The 16,272-nt window shown below is 63.4% G+C and carries 15 protein-coding genes; 6 read left to right on the top strand and 9 right to left on the bottom strand.

The features are described from left to right. Positions 1–180: 180 nt before the first annotated feature. The 5 genes from CH251_RS12815 to CH251_RS12795 form a co-directional block, all read right to left on the bottom strand. Complete coding sequence (locus CH251_RS12815) at positions 181–942, bottom strand: SDR family NAD(P)-dependent oxidoreductase (RefSeq protein ID WP_230598274.1); 762 nt, start codon at positions 940–942, stop codon at positions 181–183. Next, positions 939–1,988: an ABC transporter permease gene (locus CH251_RS12810; RefSeq protein WP_218828293.1), complete on the bottom strand. Its 1,050-nt coding sequence runs from the start codon at positions 1,986–1,988 to the stop codon at positions 939–941. Before CH251_RS12810 ends, CH251_RS12815 begins: the two co-directional genes overlap by 4 nt. Next, positions 1,988–3,547 carry a sugar ABC transporter ATP-binding protein gene (locus CH251_RS12805; protein ID WP_052053421.1) on the bottom strand — a complete coding sequence of 520 codons (1,560 nt, stop codon included), beginning with the start codon at positions 3,545–3,547 and terminating at the stop codon, positions 1,988–1,990. Before CH251_RS12805 ends, CH251_RS12810 begins: the two co-directional genes overlap by 1 nt. Continuing rightward, positions 3,544–4,593 (bottom strand): sugar ABC transporter substrate-binding protein, encoded by a 1,050-nt coding sequence (locus CH251_RS12800; RefSeq protein ID WP_052053420.1) that lies wholly within the window; start codon positions 4,591–4,593, stop codon positions 3,544–3,546. Before CH251_RS12800 ends, CH251_RS12805 begins: the two co-directional genes overlap by 4 nt. A gap of 282 nt (positions 4,594–4,875) precedes the next feature. Then, positions 4,876–5,562, bottom strand: coding sequence for a helix-turn-helix domain-containing protein (locus CH251_RS12795; RefSeq protein ID WP_230598271.1), 687 nt, complete (start codon positions 5,560–5,562; stop codon positions 4,876–4,878). A gap of 309 nt (positions 5,563–5,871) precedes the next feature. On the opposite strand from CH251_RS12795, the gene CH251_RS12790 reads away from it, so the two are divergent. Both CH251_RS12790 and CH251_RS12785 read left to right on the top strand, forming a co-directional pair. Beyond that, positions 5,872–6,720 (top strand): sugar phosphate isomerase/epimerase, encoded by an 849-nt coding sequence (locus tag CH251_RS12790; protein ID WP_032391800.1) that lies wholly within the window; start codon positions 5,872–5,874, stop codon positions 6,718–6,720. A gap of 230 nt (positions 6,721–6,950) precedes the next feature. After that, positions 6,951–7,331, top strand: coding sequence for a nuclear transport factor 2 family protein (locus CH251_RS12785; RefSeq protein WP_032391799.1), 381 nt, complete (start codon positions 6,951–6,953; stop codon positions 7,329–7,331). A gap of 255 nt (positions 7,332–7,586) precedes the next feature. On the opposite strand, the gene CH251_RS12780 is transcribed toward CH251_RS12785, so the two are convergent. Both CH251_RS12780 and CH251_RS12775 read right to left on the bottom strand, forming a co-directional pair. Then, a complete protein-coding gene (locus CH251_RS12780) occupies positions 7,587–7,772 on the bottom strand; it encodes a hypothetical protein (RefSeq protein WP_080735648.1) in 186 nt (61 codons plus the stop codon). Positions 7,773–7,889: 117 nt separating this feature from the next. After that, positions 7,890–9,038 carry a 2-methylaconitate cis-trans isomerase PrpF family protein gene (locus CH251_RS12775; RefSeq protein WP_032391798.1) on the bottom strand — a complete coding sequence of 383 codons (1,149 nt, stop codon included), beginning with the start codon at positions 9,036–9,038 and terminating at the stop codon, positions 7,890–7,892. Between the two features lie 352 nt (positions 9,039–9,390). Here CH251_RS12775 and CH251_RS12770 point away from each other — a divergent pair, with 352 nt between their 5' ends. The 4 genes from CH251_RS12770 to CH251_RS12755 all read left to right on the top strand — a co-directional run bounded on the left by CH251_RS12770 (position 9,391) and on the right by CH251_RS12755 (position 13,010). Further along, positions 9,391–10,887: a GntP family permease gene (locus CH251_RS12770; protein WP_032391797.1), complete on the top strand. Its 1,497-nt coding sequence runs from the start codon at positions 9,391–9,393 to the stop codon at positions 10,885–10,887. 35 nt (positions 10,888–10,922) lie between these two features. Further along, the gene (locus CH251_RS12765; protein WP_032391796.1) at positions 10,923–11,318 is read left to right on the top strand and encodes a universal stress protein; all 396 of its coding nucleotides are present in this window, start codon (positions 10,923–10,925) and stop codon (positions 11,316–11,318) included. Between the two features lie 36 nt (positions 11,319–11,354). Continuing rightward, positions 11,355–11,867, top strand: a complete 513-nt coding sequence (gene rraA / locus CH251_RS12760; protein WP_032391795.1) for a ribonuclease E activity regulator RraA — start codon at positions 11,355–11,357, stop codon at positions 11,865–11,867. A 66-nt stretch (positions 11,868–11,933) separates the two neighbouring features. Next, on the top strand, positions 11,934–13,010 hold the full coding sequence (locus CH251_RS12755) for an isocitrate/isopropylmalate dehydrogenase family protein (protein ID WP_032391794.1): 1,077 nt from the start codon (positions 11,934–11,936) through the stop codon (positions 13,008–13,010). Between the two features lie 30 nt (positions 13,011–13,040). Here the strand turns inward: CH251_RS12755 and CH251_RS12750 are convergent, their stop codons facing one another. Together CH251_RS12750 and CH251_RS12745 are read right to left on the bottom strand one after the other, a co-directional pair. Next, entirely contained in the window at positions 13,041–13,919 is an 879-nt protein-coding gene (locus CH251_RS12750) for a GntR family transcriptional regulator (RefSeq protein WP_230598268.1), read from the bottom strand. Positions 13,920–14,646: 727 nt separating this feature from the next. Next, positions 14,647–16,176 carry a class I adenylate-forming enzyme family protein gene (locus CH251_RS12745; RefSeq protein WP_032391792.1) on the bottom strand — a complete coding sequence of 510 codons (1,530 nt, stop codon included), beginning with the start codon at positions 16,174–16,176 and terminating at the stop codon, positions 14,647–14,649. Positions 16,177–16,272: the final 96 nt, after the last annotated feature.

The following is a 16,272-nucleotide window of genomic DNA, read 5'->3' as shown; positions in this document are numbered from 1 at the left end:
GTCCACGCGGGTGCGGTACTCGAATGCGCTGTGCAGCAATGAGATCGAACGCAGGTCGAGCGGACGGTATCTGCCGCGCTGACGCCGGTCACCGGTCGCCGGTGGTGTTGTGACGGTGACGGTATCGCTGCCGATACCGTCACCGTCCTGTGTGCGGTCAGACGAGTGGGATGTGCCGGTTCACGGGGTGGTGAATCCGCCGTCTACCGGTAGCTGTGCGCCGGTGATGAACGATGCGGCGTCACTGGCGAGGAAGGTGATGGCGGCAGCGACTTCTTCCGGCCGCCCGGCCCGGGCGAGCGGAGTCACCGCGATGAGACCATCGCTGATGGATTGATCCTGCGCGTCCGTCATCGGGGTGACGATGAGTCCCGGGTGGACGGAGTTGACGCGAATGTTCTCCGGCGCGTAGGTGACCGCAGCGTTCTTGGACATCGTGGTGACGGCCCCTTTCGATGCCTGGTACGCCGAGACACCGGCCGCTCCGACCAGGCCCCAGATGGACGACACGTTGACGATCGATCCACCGCCACGAGCGCGCATCAGAGGGATGACAGTGCGCATTCCGTAGAAGACACCGGTTTGGTTGACCCCGACGATCGAGTGCCAGGTCTCGACGTCGATGTCGGTGATCGTGTCGTACGAACCGACGAGGCCGGCGTTGTTCACCAAAATGTCGGCCCCGCCTTCTGCCTCGAGGACTTCGGCGGCAAGCCGAGACCACTGATCGAGGTCGGCGACATCGAGAGACCGCTGGTGTACCGACTTTCCGACGGTGGCAGGTTCGGTGAACGCGCGGTCGCACGAGTACACAGTCGCACCGGCATCGGAGAGCATTTGCGCAGTGGCATAACCGATTCCGCTGGCGGATCCGGTTACTATGGCGACTTTTCCGTTCAGTGTCATCTCGTTCTCCTCCTGTGGTGGTGTGGATGCGGTCATGCGGGCGGTTGATTGCCTGTGAGCCGGGAGATCAACAGCGCGACGAGGATGATTCCGCCGGTGGTGGCGTCGATCCAGTATCCGGGAACAGCGGACAGGATCAGCACGTTCTGAATGAGAACGAGCAGCAACACACCGCCGCATGCACCGGCCATGGTGCCCTTGCCGCCGTTGAGTGACACCCCGCCGAGCACGGCCGCTGCGAACGCGCTGAAGATCAGGTTCTGGCCGAGGGATGCGGGTATCGAGGCGATACGCCCGACCTGCAGCAGCCCGGCGAGAGCGGCGAGCATTCCCGCCACGACGAACACTCCGAGAACGATGCGTTCGACCCGGACGCCGGCAACACGCGCGGCCTGCTGATTTCCGCCCACGGCGTAGAGCATCCGACCGGCTTTGTGCCGGGTCAGGAACAGGGTCAGCACGGCGAAGACGGCAATTGCGACCACGAACGAGGTGGGCACGCCGGCGAAGCTCGATTGGCCCATGACCGTCATCTCCGGCGGCAGCGACGAGAGCGTTTCGCCCTTCGTCAGACCGAGGCTGACTCCGCGCAGCAAGATCAACGTGGCCAGGGTGGCGATGAATGCGTTGAATTTGAGATAGACGACCAGAAATCCGTTGAACAACCCGATGAATGCACCGACGACGAAGATCGCAATGATCGCCAGGATCGGCGACCCGAGTATGTCGAGGCCCCCGTTGGTGGTGGACAGAAACAGGTAGGCCCCGACCATCGGGGCGAGACCGAACGTAGATTCCAGGGACAGATCGAATTTGCCGGTGATCAGGACCAGCGTCAGGCCCATCACCAGAACGGCGAGCTCGCTCGCCTGCTGGAGGACACCGAAGATGTTGTCGTACGACAGGAACGAGCTGTTGAGCAGCCCTCCCGCGATGATGACGACGACAAGGACCGGCAAGATCGCCAGTTCGGGTTTGCGCAGGAACGACACCGCGCCGCCGAACGTGGATCTGCCGGAATGCGTCGATTTCTCGGGCATCGATGCGCCCGCGCCTGCTGCATTCGTTGTTGAGGTACTCATCAGAGTGCACCTGCCGACATGGTGGAGCCTTCCATTGCTGCGACCAGCTGGTCGTCGGGAATGTTGGAGTCTTCGAGGGCTTTTCGGCCGCGTACCCAGACCTGGACGCGATCGCAGAATGCCAGTTCCTCGGGTTCGTCGCTGACGACGATGACGGCGAGTCCGCGGGCACGATACTGCTCGACGATGTCCATGATGGTGCCCTTGGAGGCGATATCGACACCGGCTGTCGGGTGCATGAGCACCAGAACCTTGGGTTGTGGTCCGAGTGCGGCACCGAGCAGCACCTTCTGTTGGTTACCGCCGCTGAGCTGGCCGACCGGTTGTGCCACCGACGAGCAGGCAATCCCGAGCTCGTCGCGGGCGGTGTCAGCAGCGCGGTGTCTGCGGCGCGTGCTCAGCATGCCCCGGGTGCTGAGCATCGGAAGCGTGGTGAAGGTGATGTTGTCTTCGATCGACATCTCCCCCACCAGTCCGGTCTTGATGCGATCTTCGGGTACGAGAGTGACACCGGTGCGAACCGCTGTGTGCGAGTCCCACTTTCGGACGGCGTGGCCGTCGAGTGTGATGCTGCCCTTCCATTTCGGTAGATGCCCGGAAATGGCGTGCGCGATCTGTCGGCTACCGGACCCGGCGTGGCCGGCAAGACCGACTACCTCCCCTGCGTGCAAGGTGAGCGAGAAGGTGTCATGGAGACCGCTGATCTCGAGATCGGCGACTTCGAGTACCACCGGCGAGGTGGTATTCGGGGCGCGACTCGCGCCGGTGTGTGTGGCGACCTTGCGCGCGGAATCGTTGCCGACCATAGCGGTGACCATGTCGTCGGTGCTCAGTTCTTTTGCGCTGCCGTGCAATACGTCGTGTCCGTTGCGGAGGACGGTAACCGAATCACACACCTGAGGGACTTCGTCGAGGTGATGGGAAATGAACATGAAGGTCACGCCGCGGTCGCGGAGTTGATTGACCCTGGACATGAGGGAGTCGATTTCACCGGCCACGAGTTGCGCGGTGGGCTCGTCGAGGATGACGAATCGTGATCCCTGGGCGAGCGCGCGCACGATCTCGATCATCTGCGCCTCGCCGACACCGAGTTCGGCTACTCGTTGGTGCGGCGAGAGTGGAATTTCCCACTCGTCGAGCTGCTGTTGGGCGTTGCGGTTGACGGTCTTCCAGTTGACCCACCGCCGGTCGTTGTAGGTGTTGAGGTAGATGTTCTCTGCCACACTGAGTTCGGGGACCAGGGTGCGGTGCTGGTAGACGCAGGAGACTCGGCTCAGCCATGCCTTGCGGTCTGTCAGTGCGGGTGCCGGTTCACCGGAGAATTCCAGCGTTCCCGAATCCAAGGCGTGCAGGCCCGTGAGGGTGGCGACAAGCGTGGACTTGCCGGCTCCGTTTCGTCCCACCAGTCCGTGCGATTCACCTTGGCGGATGGTGATCGAGAGGTCATCGAGTGCGGTAGTCGCTCCGAATCTTTTCACCGCGTTGCGCACGACCACCAGGGGTTCACCGGCGGTCTCGTGTGCCGGCGGAATGGTCGCAGGGTTGCGCGGGGTGGTCACTGGTTGCCCCACAGGGACGGATCGTCGGCGTTCTCACGCGTGACGACGGGCGCAGGGAGCAGATCGACCAAGAACCCGTCTTGCTCTACTACTTCACTGCCATGCTCGGTCGGACCCGCCGCAAGCGACACTCCTTCGTGGCCCTGGCCTAGGTAGTCGACGCTGATCTTGCTGTACTCGGGGACCGGCTGGACGATCGCGGCGTCGAGGGTGCCGGCTCGAACGGCGTCCATTGCGGACTTGCCACCGTCGACCGAGACCAGGGTGACATGGCCTGGTGCACCGACGGGAACGGATCGCCCGCGACCGTTGAGCGCGGCAGCGACGGGGTCGAGGTAGAGGGTGTCCGAGGCGAGGTACACCCCGGCCAGGTCTGCGTTTTCGCTCAGGACGGTCTGCATGACCGACCCTGCGCGTGGTCCGCTCCAGTTCGCAGGCTGTTCGATGACGTCGATGTCGGGGAACTTCTCGGCAATTGTGTCGGTGAATCCGGCGGATCGATCACGTCCGTTGGACGTAGCGATGTCTCCGGTGATGTTGAGTACTTTGCCGCCGCCGGGAAGTCGTTGCCCCATCTGCTCGGCGGCGCTGACTCCCATGGCGTAGTTGTCGGCTTTGACGACGGCGTATGCGGTACCGGCGGACGGTTTGTCGTCGACGACTACCACGGGAACGTTGCGGCTTGCGGCGTAGTCGAGCGCGGGCTTGATCGCGTCGCGGTCCACGACACCAGCCATGATGCTGTTCGCGCCCGCTGTGATCAGGTTCCGGATATCGGTGACCTGCTGGCCGCTGCTGCGGTTGGCGTTGGTGGTCTGCACGACTTCGCCGCCTGCTGCCTCCGCGGCCGAGGTGGCCTCGTCGATGAGAATGGAGAAGAAGGGTGTGTCCAGGGCCGGCACGGAGATGCCTACTTTGAGCGGGCCACTGTTGTCGATGGCTCCACTGTTCGGGCCGGTTCCGCAGCCGGCGAGAGTGCCGATACCCAAGGCGGTGACGGCAAGGGCCGATGCGGTGCGGAACGTGCGCTGCGAAATGAGACGCATGGAAGGGTTCTCCTGATCTGGGGCCGACGCACGGACGTCGGGGACGTGCACCTGGCGAGGTTGCGGGTATCCGCAAGTGAGGCGCTCTTCACACCGCCGAGCCCAGATATTTCACCGTGGCTGAACAGTGTGAGTCAGATCATGCAGCGTTTACAGTGTGGTTGTCAACACTCCACGCGAGACGTGTTCGCGAGCGGCGCTAGTCGCGCTCTACGCCGGATCGACCACGGCGCGGCTGGGTTCCCGCACTGGCGAGGGAGTGCTCCTGCGCAGAACGAGTGCTTAGGACTGGGACGCGGACCGGCTCGCTGCGGAGGCATGAGTGAAGCTGCTCATGACCTCGGTAAGGGTCTTCTCCACATCGAGCTCGGCATGGGGATCGAAAATCAACCAGATGCCGGTCGTGCGTTCGGTTGTCGGGTTGGAGAACAGGTGAGGCCGGGTGGAGTCGAAGCAGAACGAATCGCCTGCATGCAACTCGTGCTCGTCGAAGTCGAGCTTGAGCCGGAGCGTCCCTTCGAGAATGCAGGCGAATTCTTGACCTTGATGACGCATCGAGCGGCCCTCGGCCGAACTCGACGCCCCGCCCTCGTAGGTGACGAACAGCGTCTGTAGCCCCGCATGCCCGCCGGTGGACAGCTTTTCCCACCGGACACCGTTCTCCATGTCGAGAACCGGGTTGTCGGATTTGCGTTGAATACCTGCTCGGGCGTCGCGGGCACGCGCCTCTGCGCGGCGTCCAGCCGCAGCGGCGGGTGACTCCGAATCGTCGCCGGTCACCAGTTCATCGAGCGAAAGGCCGAGGGCCGCCGCGAGGCCGAACAACGTCTTCACCGACGGCTGCGTCTTACCGTTTTCCACTTGTGAGAGCAGGCTGGTGGAGATACCGACACGCCCCGCGACCTCGCGCAACGGGAGCTTGCGCTCCCGGCGTGCTCGCTTGAGTGCACTTCCGATCTCGTCCGTCACAATCAGCCCTTTCCTCGCCGCTTCGGCTGCAACGACCGCCTGCCGAACGCCGCGCACCATGATCTCCGGCCGAGGACACAAAGACCAGCGCGACCGTCGGAGATTTCCGTCTGCGCTGCTTTATCGACCAACAACTTGACATCGTCAGTAAATCACACCGATGATGTGGGTCACAGATTTCAGTATGAGTAAACTATTGGGCGTGGCGGCGATAACCGCCCACGACAATGACCACCACCGCACTGCGGCACACGATCGCCCGAGGACCACGCAGGCGGCTGGGCAACACCGACATTCAGGAGACATCTCATGAGCACCATCGAACTACTGGCAGGAACCTGGACGACCGCGGGAGCCGCAGACGCCGGGGCCGATGACGATCGCAGCCCACACACCTTTCGGGAGCGCGTCGAGGTAGCAGCGGCCGCAGGGTTCGCCGGTGTGGGGTTGGGATACCTCGATCTACTCGACGCCGAGCAGCAGTACGGCTTCCCGACGATGAAGAAGATTCTCGACGACAACGGAATCCGACACTTCGAGCTCGAGATGCTCCTCAACTGGTTCGTCACCGACGAACGCCGTGCGGTATCGGACCAGTGGCGCGCGAACATGCTGCGAGCGGCCGAGGCGGTCGGTGTCCGCCACATCAAGGTCGGAGGCGATTTCGACGGCGGTGCCTTCGATGCCGACCACATGGCAACCGAATACACGGCGTTGGCGAACGACGCCCAGAATGTGGGCACCACAGTGGTGTTCGAACCGATGCCCTTCGTCAACGTCAGCACACCGGCGCAGGCGCTCGAGTTCGTTTCCAAAGCCGATCACCCCGCGGGAAAGATCCTGATCGACATCTGGCACGTTGCCCGCGCAGGAGTCGACTTCGCCTCCCTGGCCGACATCCCTGCCCGCTACATCGGCGATGTCGAACTCGACGATGCCCCCCTGTCGTTCGAAGGTGACATCATCGCGGACACGTTCCACGGCCGCAGGCTCCCAGGGGAAGGTGAACTCGACGTTCAGGGATTCGTCGACGCGATCCGCAGCACCGGATACGACGGAATCTGGGGCGTGGAGATCCTGTCCGCCGAGTACCGCAAACTGCCTATCACCGAAGCGATTCCAGCGGCCTACCGCACGACCATGCAGTTTCTGGCCTGAACGATCCGAACCTGCTGAGACGTCGCGCCTTCGGGCGCACGCAGTCACGTCAGGCTCTTCGCTTCGGTGGGAGCCGGCACTCAGGAATGGCCGCAGAGCTGACCTCGGGCCACGTTCGAGGTCATCTTTCTGGACCGAACGCGGCTCGCTACGCGTTCGGTCCAGCACCGGTGCAAGTCGCACGAGCACAAACAACCTGACAACCAACCTCATGTCCCGGAGTCCACTTCATGATCAAGACCACTGACGCAGTCATTCGGGAACTCGAAGACACCAGGTACAACGCCATTCTCGAACAGAACTACGACAAGTTCGCAGAGCTGTGCCACCCCGACTTGGCCTACACCCATTCCAACGGTGTCACCGACACCCTCGACTCCTACCTCGACAAAGTTCGCGGCGGCTTCTATGTCTACCACCGCATCGACCATCCGATAGACTTCATCCGAATCGTAAGTGACACAACGGCTCTCGTCATCGGAGAAATGAACGCCGACATCACCGCCGGCGGCGCAGACAAGACGTTGCGAAACCGGTGCCTCGCCGTGTGGAAACTGACCAAGACCGGATGGAAACTGCTGGCGTACCAACCCACTCCCCTACCGGAATGACCGGACGCGGCCCGGCGATCGTGTTGCTTTGCTGAAAATCCACGAATCGTCAAAACCGGATCGTCCCCGACCACGGAAGGCCGTGGCGGCTCGAACTGGACTTGCGATTCCGAGCGACCTGCGAGCAATGTGGCGACGCAAGTTCGATCCAAGCTGCCGCGACGCTTACCCGCAGCGATCGATCAGGTCAACAACGGTAGTTGCCGCACCGTCAAGAGGAGTTGACGTGAGGCCAGTCCTCTAATCGGCATTACGTCAAGCCACGTGGCGGTCGTCGGCAGTGCTGTCCACCGGTGCGGTCTGCAGCCACGGTCCCCAGGATCCGTCCTCGCGCTGCCGCCGAACCTGTGCAGGCGCACCGTTGAGCTGCTCGAAGGTCGACGCCACTGTCCAAGGATCCTGGCGTCGTTGCAGATCGAGACAGTGCCGCAGCGATGGCACGATGCGGTCTTTACGCAACGTTGTAGCGATTCGGGCGGTCGGCCCTCAGTCGGTGAAGTACACCTTGGCAGTTCTGGCGTCCTCTTCAACCCTTCTATAGTGCGCCGGGTGAAAATATCAAAGGTGGAGGGAAAGTGGATTCTGCGTTGCCACCGAGCCTTGCATCAATCTTCGACACGTGCGGTAGAGCGTTGCGCTTCGTGCCTGAAGCACACCGCCATCGTCGACGGCGACGTCAGCCGCGACGTCGAACACACCCGACGGGCTCCCCACACGCAGCTGCTCGCGTCGCGGCTCGGCGATCCGAGCGACCAGCGTGTCTGGGATCTGCTGTGCCACAGCAGTACACAGAGCACCGGTAACCGTGACTGCTCGGTGGACCTGTTCGACGGAGATCATGCGGATCGAGATGTCGTAGGTCGACGAGTCGACCGGCATTCCACTGAGGGTCACATAGTCCCGCGGGCCCGCGATGATGGCGATCTTCGGGTTGGACAGCGGGGCATCCTCGGGCCGATCGCACAGCCCCATCGCCACCGCTGCCTGCCGACGTAGCTCGTCGAGCACAGCGAGCGCAGCACTGGTCGCCTCGAGCTCGGCGACGCTCTCGTGCCCGGACAGTCCCACCGAGTCCGCTCGAACGAAAACGACCGGGTTCGTCGCGTCCACCAGGGACACCTCGATAGGGCCGGCTGACGTGGTCAGGTGGTCGGTCGCAGCGCCGGTAGGCAACAGGCGGCCTGTACGCGCGCCTCCCGGGTCGAGGAATTCGAGTTTCACGGGGGCACCGGTTCCGGAGACGCCAGGGATGGCGAGGGGACCGTCGGTGCGCGCCATACCGTCGAGGACGTCGAAATGGGCGACGATGACCTTGCTGGTGTTGGTGTTGTAGATCCGCACGCTCACCGGACCGTCCGCGGCTGCGACCATCTTCTGATCGACGGCATAGGGCCCTACCGCGGAGGCGAGGTTGCCGCAGTTCGCGGCGTAGTCGACGATCGGCTTGTCCACCGAGATCTGAGCAAAGGTGTACTCGACGTCGATTCCCGGTCTCGTCGACGGCGCCACCGTGACCGCCTTGGACAGCGATGACAGACCGCCGCCCATTCCGTCCAGTTGGCGGCCGTACACATCCGGTGAACCGAGGGCGGACAGAAACAGCGCGTCGCGGTCACTCGGATCCGCGGGTAGGTCGGCCTCGTCGAAGAACAGACCCTTACTGGTTCCGCCTCGCACGAACGCCGCGGGCGTCCATTTCTGCACCATCGACAACCTCCGGATCGGTCTGGGCACGTCCGCCTCAGTCACCTGCTAAACAACTGATAGCGGGAACCCTGATGTGGATTAATAGAACATCAATGTACCACCGACGGTTAGAGATGACCGTGAATGCTTGATCAAAGCGCGGCGCGTGCAGCCCTGCAACCCGATCTAATCAACGAAGTCCTGCGATCAACTTGTGGTATTTGGTTCAAGGTGTTGACAAAAGACCATGTGGCGTTCGATAGTGGGCTGGCTCACCCGCCAGCATCGTCCCGGATGCCCCGCTGAGCGCGTACCCCCCCCATTCCGTCCACGATCGCCCGGGTGCCACGGCACCCGCCGGTAAGGAACCTCCATGGAGCTCGAATTCGCGCAACTCAGCGCGGGACCCCTGCTAGTCATCGCCGTCGCGGCCGTCGCCGCGCTCCTGGTGCTCATTCTCGCGTTCAAGCTGCACGCGCTGATCGCCTTGGTCATCGTCAGCATCGGAACGGCATTCGCTACTCGGATCCCCCCGTCCGAGATCATGGACGTCATCCTCGGCGGCTTCGGCGAGACTCTCGGCGAGATCGCCCTCCTGATCGCCTTCGGGGTCATGTTCGCGCGGCTCCTCGAGACCAGCGGCGGCTCACTCGCCCTGTCCAACTTCCTCATCGACAAGCTCGGTGAGAAACGGGCCCCGCTGGCGCTCGGACTGGCGTCGCTACTCTTCGGATTTCCCATCTTCTTCGACGCCGCGTTCATGGTGATGTTGCCGCTCTATCTCGCGGTCGCACGACGCCTCGGCGGAAACATGCTGCTCTACGTACTCCCCCCGGCCGCAGCCCTGTCGACCATGCACGTCTTCATGCCCCCGCATCCGGGTGTCGTCACCGCCGGTGTACTCCTCGGGGCCGACGTCGGCCTCGTCATGCTCCTCGGACTCCTCGTCGCTATTCCCACGTGGTTCCTCTCTGGCTACCTCTACGGGTCATGGATCGGCAAGCGCATCGATCTGCCCATTCCGGAGGCACTCATGGGCGGCCCGCAGGTCGACCCGCGACCCGATACGACCACCACCGCCGGGCACGACAGTAGCGACGGTAGCGGCGGGCCCGCACCCACGGACGGCGGAGGACGTACCAGCGTGGCGACCGCGCCCCGCCGCACCCTCGTGACACAAGATGCCCCGAGCGTCGGCACCATGTTCGCACTGCTTTTCCTGCCCCTGATTCTGATCTTCCTCAACACCCTGACCACCACACTCGCCAAGACCGGCAGCATCGACGCCGAGGCGGCTTGGGTCCCCATCCTGCAGCTGATCGGTTCCATCCCCGTCGCCCTGATGATCACAGTCCTCGCTGCCATGTGGGCGCTGGGAATTCGCCGCGGGCAGACCAGGAACGTCATCGAGGACATGCTCGACAATTCCCTCAAGCCGATCGCGCCCGTTCTGTTGGTCACCGGTGCCGGCGGCATGTTCAGCGCCGTACTCATCGTCAGCGGTATCGGCGACGCACTCGCCGACACCCTCGAATCCACCGGCCTCCCCCTCGTCGCCGCCATCTTCCTCATCACCGCGATCATGCGAGTTGCCCTGGGCGGCACGACCATCGCCATCACGACCGCGGCGGGACTGCTGGGCGCTTCGATCGTCGACTCCGGCCTCTCCCCGGTTCAGACCGCGGCCGCAGTTCTGGTCATGGCCGGCGGATCCGCAGTGCTCCCACACGTCAACGACGCGAGCTTCTGGCTCGTCGGACGACTGCTTGGGATGAACGTCATCGAGACCCTCAAGACCTGGACCGTCCTCAAGACCCTCCTCGGCACGATCGGCGCACTCTTCGCCTCGGGAATCTTCTACCTCGCCTGACACCCCGACCGGTAGAACCACGAAAGGAACCACACATGAGCGTCGCCGTCATCTACGAACACACAGACGAAGGAGAGGTCGCCCTCCAAGCCGCCGCCGGCACCGTCGACCCGAGCGAGAATCTGCAGATCCTGACCACCTGGTCCGGCTCCTCGGCAGCCGGAGCGCACCAGGCCGAACACGACGCAGTGCACGCCAGTGTCTCGGCCGCACTGCCGAACAACACTTCGTGGCACCTCGACCTGGTCGACCCCACCGAGGATCCGACCGGTGCCCTGATTACACGGATCGCCGAGCTGGCCCCGCGGCTACTGGTCCTCGGCACCCGCCACCGCTCCGCCCTGGGCAAGATGATCCTGGGCCGCCCCCAACAACGGTTGCTCCTCGAAGTCGACCAGCCCGTTCTCGTCGTCAAACCGGGCCGTAACTGAACCGCACAGTATTCTCACCACGAACAGGGGCACACCATGATCGACCAGCAGCAATTCCTCGACGGCACCGTCGGCACAGCCGACCTCGCCGACATCCTCGGAGACACCGTTCGCTCCTGTGATTTGTCGATGACCGACTACGGAGGACACGAACGATTCGCCGGCGCAGCAGCGACCGTGCGCTGCCGTGACGACAACATCGTCGTCACCGACGCCTTGAAGACACCGGGTCACGGGCGAGTCCTGATCGTCGACGGCGCAGGCTCGACCCACAGCGCACTCATCGGAGACATCTACGGAGCGCTGGCCGCCGAGAACGGATGGGCCGGAATCATCGTCAACGGCGCCGTCCGAGATCGAACACCGTTGTCACGGATACCGATCGGCGTCAAAGCAGTCGGCACCAACCCGCGCAAAAGCCGTAAGACGGGCGAGGGTGAGACCGACATCCCCGTCGCGTTCGGCGGCGTCGTATTCCATCCCGGCGACCAGGTCTTCAGCGACGAGGACGGAATTGTCGTCGTCAGCGCACCGAGCGTCGACACCTGAGCAGGTGTATTCGAGTCCGGCGACATCGTCACCGCCACAGCGTCACCGACCCCACGAAAGAAACACATGAGCACCTCGATCCTCGTCCTGCCCGGAGACGGCATCGGTCCCGAGGTCACACCGGCGACCATCGCCGTACTCGAGGCGGCCGACCGTGAATTCGGCCTCGACCTTCGATTCGAGACCCACGAGATCGGCCTGTCCTCCCTCGCGGCCGCGGGAACGACCCTGACCCCGCAGACGATGGCCCGTATCCCGGAGGTCGACGGCGTCATCCTCGGCCCGGTCTCGCACTACGACTACCCCTCTCGCGACGAAGGCGGGATCAATCCGTCGGCCGAGCTGCGCACCGTCTTCGAGCTGTTCGCCAACATCCGGCCGTGCCGCTCCCGCGAAGGCCTGACCATCCTCCGAGAGCCCATGGACTTGGTGATCGTGCGGGAGAACACCGAAGGCTTCTATTCCGACCGCAACATGTTTGCCGGCACAGGCGAATTCATGCCCGACGCAAATCTGGCGTTGTCCGTTCGCAAGGTCACCGCGGCCGCGTGCGAGCGCATCGCCCGCGCTGCGTTCGAGCTAGCGGCAACCCGACGCAAGAAGGTCACCGCGGTGCACAAGGCGAACGTCCTCAAGCTGTCGGACACCCTGTTCCTGCGCGAAGTGCGCCAGGTCGCCGCCGACTATCCGAACGTGGAACTCGAAGAACTGATCGTCGATGCCACGGCAGCGCTGCTGATCCGTCAGCCCTCACGATTCGACGTCATCGTCACCACCAACATGTTCGGCGACATCCTCAGCGACGAAGCTTCCGAGCTCACCGGGAGCCTCGGCTTGGGCGGGGCCATCAACGCCGGTACCGACATCTGCGTGGCTCAGGCCCAGCACGGGTCGGCCCCCGACATAGCCGGCCAGGACATCGCCAACCCCACCTCGCTCATCCTCTCGGCCGCGATGCTCCTGGACTGGATCGGTCAGCGAAAAAACGACCCCGCTCTCATCGAAGCGGGTCAGATGATCTCTCGTGCAGTCGATCTCGTTCTCGACAACCCGGACTCCCGCACCCGCGACATCGGTGGGCCGCTCGGTACCGTCGCTTTCAGCAAAGCAGTTGTCGACACGATATCCGCCGCCGTACGGTGACCGCAGACCGCTCCTGCCCGACCGGGCAGGTCAGCTGCTCCGAGTCTTCTCCACGCTCACGGTCGCTAGATGGCGGTAGAGCAACGTGCTCGCCCTGGCGTTGTCCCCGTCGAGCAGGAGATTGGCGATCTGTACGTGCTCACGACACCGAACGACGCCCTTCTCCCGCTGCAGTGTCTGGCGGTACTCGATGAGTCGACGTGTGCGGTCGATGCGCTTGAGCGCGTCGATGTAGTACGCGTTCCGACTGCAGCCGATGATGACTTCGTGGTGATGGGAGTTGAGATCGAACAGTTCTGCGTTCGATATTTCCCAGATCCGGCCGTCGACGAGTTGTTGCTGAGCCGCTGTCGAGGCTTCCAATGCGGGCCTGTCGAGCACGAAAGTGGGTTCGAGAATCGCTGCGGGTTCGATGACCAGGCGAAAGTGATAACTGTCCTGATACATCTTCATCGAGGTCAGCATCGGCTGAAATTCCCAGCCGTATCCGGGCAGCCTGTCGATCCACCCCTCACTGGCCATGCGGCGGAGAAGCTCGGCCAATTCCGCCCGCGTGAGGTGATAGCGACGAGCGAGTTCCTTCTCAGTGATGCGGTCGGGCAGGTCACCTTCCAGGCGATGTCGCGCGACCCGCAGGTAGGTCTCCTCCCCCGCCGACTTAGCGTCGGTCGGCGTAGCCGGAAGGTGGTCGGCGGACTTCAGGACCACGTACCCGCCGCGGTCGGTCGTCTCGACGATGCCGTCGCGCGCGAGCAATGCCAACGCACCGCGGATCGGTGAACGGGACACCCTGAGCTGTTCCGCCAACTTCCGCTCAGCGAGCCGCGTGCCGGGCTCATAGGCACTGGTCCGGATGTGCTCGATGACCTGAGCCGCGATCTGACCGACCAACGGTGTGGGTGCGCTCACCTGCTCGTTCCTTCTATTCATGGCGAAGGTTCAGCACCGACCTCGGCAAATCTCGTACCCTCCGCCGGTATCATGCACGTACGAAAAACCATAGCGCACTAGAGCTCGCATTCGGTGTTCTGCGCCTCGCTTTTCTCAGCAGATTTCGAGCTCCGATTGCCTTGTCCAGTTCATTCGGGTACGTCGCTGCACCCCACGGTTAGCCGCTGCGCACGCATATGCTGTGCCGAACAACCCACTCCTCGGGCTCCCGACGTGCATGCCTGGGTGTGGGGGCAAATTCAGGAAGGCGATCCAGCACCGGATTATTGAATTCGGCTCCATGACCGAAGGTACGGCCCCATGTGTGGGACTGGACCTTCGTGTCGTGAGGGGCGCGCAAGGCTGGAAACCGACTAGGTGGAGCTGCCCGCAGTGGGTACTTACACTCCGGAGACTCCTGCGAACCACTGTCGAACTTGTTCGCTACGTAGAATAGGGCGTCTGAGGCCTTGACGCGAGCGCCGTTGTTTACGCCTGCCGCGACACCAAGTGACATTGGACAGCACCTCGACCCCAGCATCGACCGCGGTGGTCGGTGGAAAGTTGGTCGATTCCGCCAAAACGCGCCGTACAGGCCGCTCGACGACGACACCGCGCGAGATATGCAGCCAGCCAGGTCCGCGCGTTCGCGTGCAAGACCTCGTAGTTCACTCGTCGGCCCGCCGCTACCGACCGGTCGTTGCTCTCACGGCGACGCGTGCTCATGGAGACGTCTGCGCATGATCTTGCCGGACGATGTGGTGGGGAGTGAGTCCACGAAACGCACCAGGCGCGGTCGCTTGTATGCCGCGAGACGTTCCGCGGCGAACGTGATCAGCTCCTCGCCGGTCACCTGCGAACGGGCGGTTCGAACGACGTACGCGCAAGCAAGCTCGCCCTTCACCTCGTCCGGTACAGAGCCGACGGCGACGAGCGCGACGTCCGGGTGCGCTGCCATGACTCGCTCGATCTCGGCCGGATAGATGTTGTAGCCGCCGGTGATGATCATGTCCTTGCGGCGATCGACGACGAAGTAGTGTCCGGTGTCGTCCTTGGTTGCGATGTCTCCGGTGTGCAGCCAGCCGTCCGCTTCGAGGACCTCGTCGGTCGCAGTCTGGTTTCCGTAGTATCCGATCATCACGATCGGGCCCCGCACCATCAGCTCGCCGGGCTCACCCAATGCCGCTTCGACGGACGGGTCGGTCAGATCAACCACCTTGAGTTCGGTGCCGGGAATCGAGACGCCGATGGAACCCGGGGACGCCGGTGCGTGCACGGTATGTGTGGCACCGAGCCCGGCGATTTCGGTCATACCCCATAGTTCGAGCAGCGGCGCTCCCGCACGCGTCTGCCACCGTTCGATGGTGGACGTGGCCATGGTCTGACCGCCGACCGTGCACCGTGTCAGCGAGGAGATGTCGCGATCGGCCATGGTGTCCTCGGCAAGCATCATCGAATACATCGCCGGGACACCCTCGAACATGGTGGCGCGGTGGTGCTCGATGAGCTCGAGCGCGCGGGTCGCGTCGAACCGTTGCATGAGGACGACGGTGCCGCCGGCGATGAACGTGCCGTTCACCACGACGTTGCCGTAGACGTGGGGCGTCGGGAGAGCGGTCACGACGACATCACTGTCGGTCCTCCCGTGCATGGTGGCGGTCAGAGCACAATTCAGCAGGACGGCGCGGTGGCTCTGCACAGCCCCTTTGGGATGGCCGGTCGTTCCCGAGGTGTATCCCACCGAGCCCGGGCCCGCAGCGTCGATGTCCACCTCGGGTGCGGAGCCGACGAACGACGTCATATCGGTGAAATCGGTGGAGCCTGCGATGTTCCCGTCGAAGCAGATGACGTCGCGCAGTCGTGGCATCGTGTTCGCCACGTCGACCACACGTCCGGCGTGATCGGAACTGGTGAAAACGGCGACGGCTTCGCAGTCGTCGAGAACGAAGGCCAACTCGTCGTACGTCAGCATCACGTTGATCGGATTGACGACCGCGCCCGCTTTGAGAATGCCGTGATAGGCAACGACCCACTCCCAGCGATTCTGTGAGAACAGTGATACGAGCTGCCCGGGTTCAACACCTCTGTCGACCAACGCCGCCGCAACGCGGTCACTGAGGTCGTTCAGCCCGGTGTAGCTCAACGATCGGGTGTCGGTGATCAACGCGCACTTCGTACCGTACTGAGCTGCGGCGGTAGGGAGAATCGATGCTGGGCTGTACGAGGATTGCGACATGAGGGCACTGTACGAAGGACCATATGACGTAGGGCACCCCCGAACGGTGGGTGTGCAATGCCCTTCAAAGGCCCGACACGTCACATACCCCGGCGC

Origin of the sequence: Rhodococcus sp. 06-462-5, assembly GCF_002258315.1 — a bacterium.
GTDB lineage: Bacteria > Actinomycetota > Actinomycetes > Mycobacteriales > Mycobacteriaceae > Rhodococcoides.
The sequence above is the reverse complement of the archived record's forward strand: the minus strand, read 5'-3'. Positions and strand labels throughout refer to the sequence as shown.